Source organism: Bartonella sp. CL100XZDX, assembly GCF_042195375.1.
In the GTDB taxonomy this organism is placed as follows: domain Bacteria; phylum Pseudomonadota; class Alphaproteobacteria; order Rhizobiales; family Rhizobiaceae; genus Bartonella.
Genome location: NZ_JBHIOH010000036.1, coordinates 1 through 5350, shown reverse-complemented (window position 1 = coordinate 5350; position 5350 = coordinate 1). Strand labels below are relative to the sequence as shown.

Here is a 5350-nt window from a genome sequence, read left to right as displayed (position 1 = left end):
ATGAAACAATCAAAAATTCTTCAAACAATAATTCGAAATAAAATTACTAAAACCTCTGCAGCCTTAACTGTATTTTTTATGTCCAATCCTGTGTTAGCCCAAGCAGTAGTTTTAACTCCTGCAAAAACTGCTTTAGAGGCACTCCAAACAGACTTGAAGGTGATTATCCCTATCGCTGCTGCTGTTATACTTTTATGCTTAGCAATTGGTTATGCAGGACGCTACATCGGAAAAGATACATTCGTACGGTGGGCAATCGGTGTTGTTATCGCAGGTTCAGCAGCTGAACTTGCCAATTTATTATTTAAACCTGTATAAATCTTTTGGAATATGAAATATTTTTTGTAAAAGAAACTTTGGATTTCAATGCCTTCATTACGCATCAATGAAATTGTTTCTTATTTCGTAGAAAAATATTTATGATAAATCAATGAAACTAAATATGAGAAAATTAACTAATTTCCAGAAAAATAATAATCAAATTATCACAATTTCTGCGGCTATAACTGCATTTTTTATTAGCAATCCTGTGTATGCTCAAGTAAAATTACAAAATGCAAAAACTGCTTTAGGTGCTCTGCAGGATGATCTTGTTAAAAATATTATTCCTGTTGCTGCTGCTGTTATACTTTTGTGCTTAGCGATTGGTTATGCAGGACGCTACATTGAAAGGGATACATTTATACGATGGGCAGTCGGTGTTATCATTGCTGGCTCAGCAAGCCAACTTGCTACAATGCTATTTACAGGTAAACCATAAGTAATTATAATACAAAACGTTTTTAATGTAAAAACTCATCTAATAATAAGAGTAAAATATGCAAAAACTAATCAACCTTCAATCAAAAAATAACAACAGAATCATTACAATTTCTGCAACTATAACTGCGTTTTTTATAACACATCCCGCATATGCAGAAATAAAGAATGCTAAAAACGCTTTAAATGCTCTGCAAAAAGATCTTATTGAGAATATTATTCCTGTTGCTGCTGCTGTTATACTTTTATGTTTAGCAATTGGTTACGCAGGACGCTACATTGAAAGGGATACATTTATACGATGGGCAATCGGTGTTGTCATCGCAGGTTCAGCAACCCAACTTGCTAAAATGCTATTTACAGGTCAACCATAAATTAGTATAATACGTAATGTTTTTAATATTCGTCGATTATAGATTTTTACCAGTAATAATGTCGCTCATACTACGAAAAAAGGAATATTATTTATAGCAACTTTAATTAAAAGGGGATAAAAGATATGAAGCAATTAAATACGCTCAAATCAAAAGTATGTAAGATTAGTGCTATTGTTATCACTTCAGTTATGTTATTAATAACTCAATCTGCATATGCTCAGACGGAAACAAAGAGTTTAGATGTTTTCATAGGGATGCAATATGGATTAAGTATAATTATTCCTGTCGTTGCTGCTATCATTCTTTTATTACTTTTGCTTATTTATATATTTCGCATCATCGCAAGAGCTACATTTATCCGATGGGCATTTAGTGTCATTATTGCTGGTGCAGCTTTCTATATTAGCCACATATTATTTCACCTCCAGTGACGAGAACATCCCATGAAATCGCAAGAAAAAAATTTTCCCTTATTCAAGGGAGCAACACGTGTTCCAACTATATGGGGTGTCCCCATGATGCCGTTTATTGTTATGCTTATGATGGTTGCTGTTATTGCTATGACAATAAATATCTTTTTGTGGATTATAGCGCCACCATTATGGTTTATTATGGCGCAAATTACCAAAAACGATGATAAAGCGTTTCGTATCTGGTGGTTATGGATTGATACCAAGTTTCGTAATCGCAATAAAGGTTTTTGGGGTGCATCAAGTTATAGTCCCTCTAATTATAATAAAAGGAGATAAGTATGACAGCTGTTGAAAGCAGCAAACGTCTTATATCAGAGACACCTGTAAGTCTGTTCCTTCCTTATTCACATCACATTACAGATACGATTATCTCTACTAAAAGTGCGGAATATTTATCGATTTGGAAGATTGACGGACGCTCGCATCAAAGTGCTTCAGAAGATGATATTTTTCAATGGATAAAAGAGCTTAACAATACTCTACGGGGTCTTGCATCGGCAAATTTATCATTTTGGACGCATATTGTGCGCCGCCGTGTTTATGAATATCCTGATTCAACATTTGATCAAATGTTTTGCTATCAACTTGATGAAAAATATCGGCAAAGCTTTACTGGTTATAATTTGATGGTCAATGATTTATATCTGACTATCATTTTTCAACCGATAGCGGATAAAATTATGTCGTTCTTTTCTCAACATGAACGTGAAACGCTTGATCAAAAAAAGATGCGACAAGATTCATGTATCAAAGAACTCAATGACATCAACCGTACTTTAGGGCAATCTTTAAATCGTTACGGTGCAGAACTTCTTGGTGCTTACGAAAAAAATGGGCATGCTTATTCTTCTGCACTTGAGTTCCTTGGAATGCTTGTCAATGGCGAATATCGCCCTATGCCAATTTGCCATGACCGTTTTTCCGACTATATGTCTATCAATCGACCTTTTTTCTCAAAATGGGGTGCTCTTGGTGAACTGCGAACAACCAGTGGAATGCGTCGATTTGGAATGCTGGAAATTAAAGAATATGATGCAACAACCAAACCAGGACAATTAAATGTTTTGTTGGAAAGTGACTTCGAGTTCGTATTGACGCAGAGCTTTTCGGTGCTCTCCCGACATGCTGCTAAAGACTATTTACAACGGCATCAGCGTAATCTTATTGATGCACGAGATGTGGCAACGAGCCAAATTGAACAAATTGACGAAGCACTAAACCAGCTTATCAGTGGGCATTTTGTCATGGGAGAACATCACTGCACATTGACTATCTATGGTGATACAATTCAGCAAGTTCGCGACCATATGGCCAAAGCGAGTGCAGCATTACTAGACGTTGCGGTACTGCCCAAACCTGTAGACTTAGCGATAGAAGCTGGCTATTGGGCACAACTTCCTGGCAATTGGAAATGGAGACCACGTCCTGCTCCGATTACATCATTGAACTTTTTATCATTTTCATCTTTTCATAATTTTATGTCAGGAAAACCCACTGGCAACCCATGGGGACCAGCCGTCACAATTCTTAAAACAATCAGTAAAACACCGCTTTATTTCAATTTTCATGCCTCCAAACTTGAAGAGGACTCGACAGATAAACGTTTACTTGGTAATACCGCACTTATCGGACAATCTGGTTCCGGTAAAACCGTGTTACTCGGCTTTTTGTTAGCACAAGCACAAAAATTTAAGCCGACAACTGTTGTTTTTGATAAAGATCGTGGCATGGAAATTGCCATTCGGGCTATGGGTGGAAAATATTTAACATTCAAGCCAGGCAGGAGAAGTGGTTTCAATCCTTTCCAACTCCCACCCACACAAGAAAATCTTATTTTTCTGAAACAATTTGTTAAAAAATTGGCAGAAGCTGGTGGTGAGGTCACGCATCACGACGAGGAAGAAATTAACAAAGCGGTTATGTCTGTTATGAGCAGTAACATTGACCAATCACTCCGTCGTTTGTCCTTTCTGGTACAATTTTTACCAAATCCGCGTTTAAGTGATTATAATGCTCATCCTTCTGTTCATGCTCGCTTACTAAAATGGTGTGAAGGTGGTGATTATGGATGGTTATTTGATAATCCCCATGATGCTCTTGATCTCTCAACACATCAAATTTACGGCTTTGATATCACGGAATTTTTAGATAATTTTGAAACTCGCACTCCAGTGATGATGTATTTGCTTTACCGCACAGAAGGCATGATTAGCGGACAGCGATTTATGTATATCTTTGATGAGTTTTGGAAGCCTTTGCAAGATCCGTACTTTGAAGATTTAGCGAAAAATAAACAAAAGACTATCCGTAAACAAAATGGTATTTTTGTTTATGCAACACAAGAGCCTAGCGATGCCTTGGAAAGTAATATTGCTAAAACACTCATTCAACAGTGTGCAACTTACATTTTTCTAGCCAACCCCAAAGCAAACTATGAAGATTATACAAAAGGCTTTAAACTAACAGATACCGAATTTGAACTCGTTAAAGGACTTGGTGAGTTTAGTCGCCAATTCCTCATTAAGCAGGGCGATCAATCTGCACTTGCAGAACTGAATCTTGGTAAATTCCATCTGACACGCGATGGAAAAACCATCGAACACGACTTTAGTGACGAGCTCTTGGTATTATCAGGTACACCTGATAACGCAGAATTAGCCGAAAGCATTATCGCGGAAGTTGGTGATGATCCAGCAATATGGTTACCAATTTTCTTACAGCACGCAAAAAATGACAGGAGGGAAACATGAAAAAAAAGGTCATTTCAATAGCAGTTGTAATAACTTTAGGGATTTCAAACCCAGCAATGGCCTGGGTTTGGGGCGCTGGAGCGGCGGATTTGGGAGCATCAATTCCAACGACGTGGCCCAATTTTTTTGGGAGTTCAAAAACATCAAAGAAAACACCTCCACAACAAAAGAAAGTGCCACCTGATGCCCCACTTCTCGATATGCTAAAAAAACAACTTGAGGAAACAAAAAAGATACACGAATCTATAACGGGAAGCCAAAAATTCGACACTAAAAAACTTAAAAGTGCACAAACAGATCACAACAGTTTTTTTCTCAAAAATCCAGAAACGCTCTACAATAGAAATGAATCTTCAGCGCTATCTACATCACTTAAAAAGATTTTAAAAGAAGAAGAAATTCCTATTTCTGTCCATGAATCTAGCAGTTTTATCAACGATCGTATCCAATATGCAGCTATCACTGATAAAGCCGTAAGTTTAAAGACTTTTGAAGAAGCAAATAATCGTTTTCAGCAAATTGAAGAACTATTAAATGAAATCAAGACAACAAAAGATCTAAAAAGTATTGCTGAGTTACAAGCATATATAATTGGAATGCTCGCTAAGCTACAAAATGAAACAGCAAAACTACAAATGGTCGCACATTTACGCAACGCTGAACATGCACTTATCAAACAGCAGAAGGACAAACATAACATAAAAATTTTAAATAGTAAAAACACGAAAATGCCTACCATAAGATTTATTAGATAAAGCTTTTTGTAACAATATTTTGTATATTATTTTTCTTGTATGCTCGTAAAAAGCAAAAGTTAATGCATAATATTCAGTTATCTCTCATAAACTGAAAAGGTCTACGAAATTTAATTCCATCCTAAAAAAATCAACGAAAAATGCTTAAAAATCATATAAAAAGTTGAAAATTCGTTAAAGAGGAATTTCATGAAATTTACAGTTTTCGCGCAACTTTTCAATAAAGTTGATCAGAT

Annotated in this window: 7 protein-coding genes; all 7 read left to right on the top strand. The window is 36.2% G+C overall.

The window, feature by feature from the left end; translation table 11 throughout:
• On the top strand, nucleotides 1-318 hold a 318-nt coding region (gene trwL, locus ACFILU_RS03735; protein ID WP_375660678.1), incomplete at its 5' end, for a VirB2 family type IV secretion system major pilin TrwL.
• Nucleotides 319-442: 124 nt separating this feature from the next.
• Nucleotides 443-760, top strand: a complete 318-nt coding sequence (gene trwL / locus ACFILU_RS03730; RefSeq protein ID WP_375674805.1) for a VirB2 family type IV secretion system major pilin TrwL — start codon at nucleotides 443-445, stop codon at nucleotides 758-760.
• Nucleotides 761-818: 58 nt separating this feature from the next.
• On the top strand, nucleotides 819-1133 hold the full coding sequence (gene trwL, locus ACFILU_RS03725; protein WP_375657493.1) for a VirB2 family type IV secretion system major pilin TrwL: 315 nt from the start codon (nucleotides 819-821) through the stop codon (nucleotides 1131-1133).
• A 125-nt stretch (nucleotides 1134-1258) separates the two neighbouring features.
• On the top strand, nucleotides 1259-1567 hold the full coding sequence (locus ACFILU_RS03720; protein WP_375657492.1) for a conjugal transfer protein: 309 nt from the start codon (nucleotides 1259-1261) through the stop codon (nucleotides 1565-1567).
• Between the two features lie 12 nt (nucleotides 1568-1579).
• Nucleotides 1580-1885, top strand: coding sequence for a type IV secretion system protein VirB3 (locus ACFILU_RS03715; protein WP_273790547.1), 306 nt, complete (start codon nucleotides 1580-1582; stop codon nucleotides 1883-1885).
• Between the two features lie 2 nt (nucleotides 1886-1887).
• Nucleotides 1888-4359: a VirB4 family type IV secretion/conjugal transfer ATPase gene (locus ACFILU_RS03710; RefSeq protein WP_375674803.1), complete on the top strand. Its 2472-nt coding sequence runs from the start codon at nucleotides 1888-1890 to the stop codon at nucleotides 4357-4359.
• Nucleotides 4356-5114 carry a type IV secretion system protein gene (locus tag ACFILU_RS03705; RefSeq protein ID WP_375674802.1) on the top strand — a complete coding sequence of 253 codons (759 nt, stop codon included), beginning with the start codon at nucleotides 4356-4358 and terminating at the stop codon, nucleotides 5112-5114. Before ACFILU_RS03710 ends, ACFILU_RS03705 begins: the two co-directional genes overlap by 4 nt.
• Nucleotides 5115-5350 lie beyond the last annotated feature (236 nt).

Excerpts from the sequence above, each read along its gene's own strand:
- ACFILU_RS03705 (WP_375674802.1), top strand. The coding sequence starts at position 4,356 with ATGAAAAAAAAGGTCATTTCAATAGCAGTTGTAATAACTTTAGGGATT.
- ACFILU_RS03710 (WP_375674803.1), top strand. The coding sequence starts at position 1,888 with ATGACAGCTGTTGAAAGCAGCAAACGTCTTATATCAGAGACACCTGTA.
- trwL (WP_375674805.1), top strand. The coding sequence starts at position 443 with ATGAGAAAATTAACTAATTTCCAGAAAAATAATAATCAAATTATCACA.
- ACFILU_RS03715 (WP_273790547.1), top strand. The coding sequence starts at position 1,580 with ATGAAATCGCAAGAAAAAAATTTTCCCTTATTCAAGGGAGCAACACGT.
- trwL (WP_375657493.1), top strand. The coding sequence starts at position 819 with ATGCAAAAACTAATCAACCTTCAATCAAAAAATAACAACAGAATCATT.
- ACFILU_RS03720 (WP_375657492.1), top strand. The coding sequence starts at position 1,259 with ATGAAGCAATTAAATACGCTCAAATCAAAAGTATGTAAGATTAGTGCT.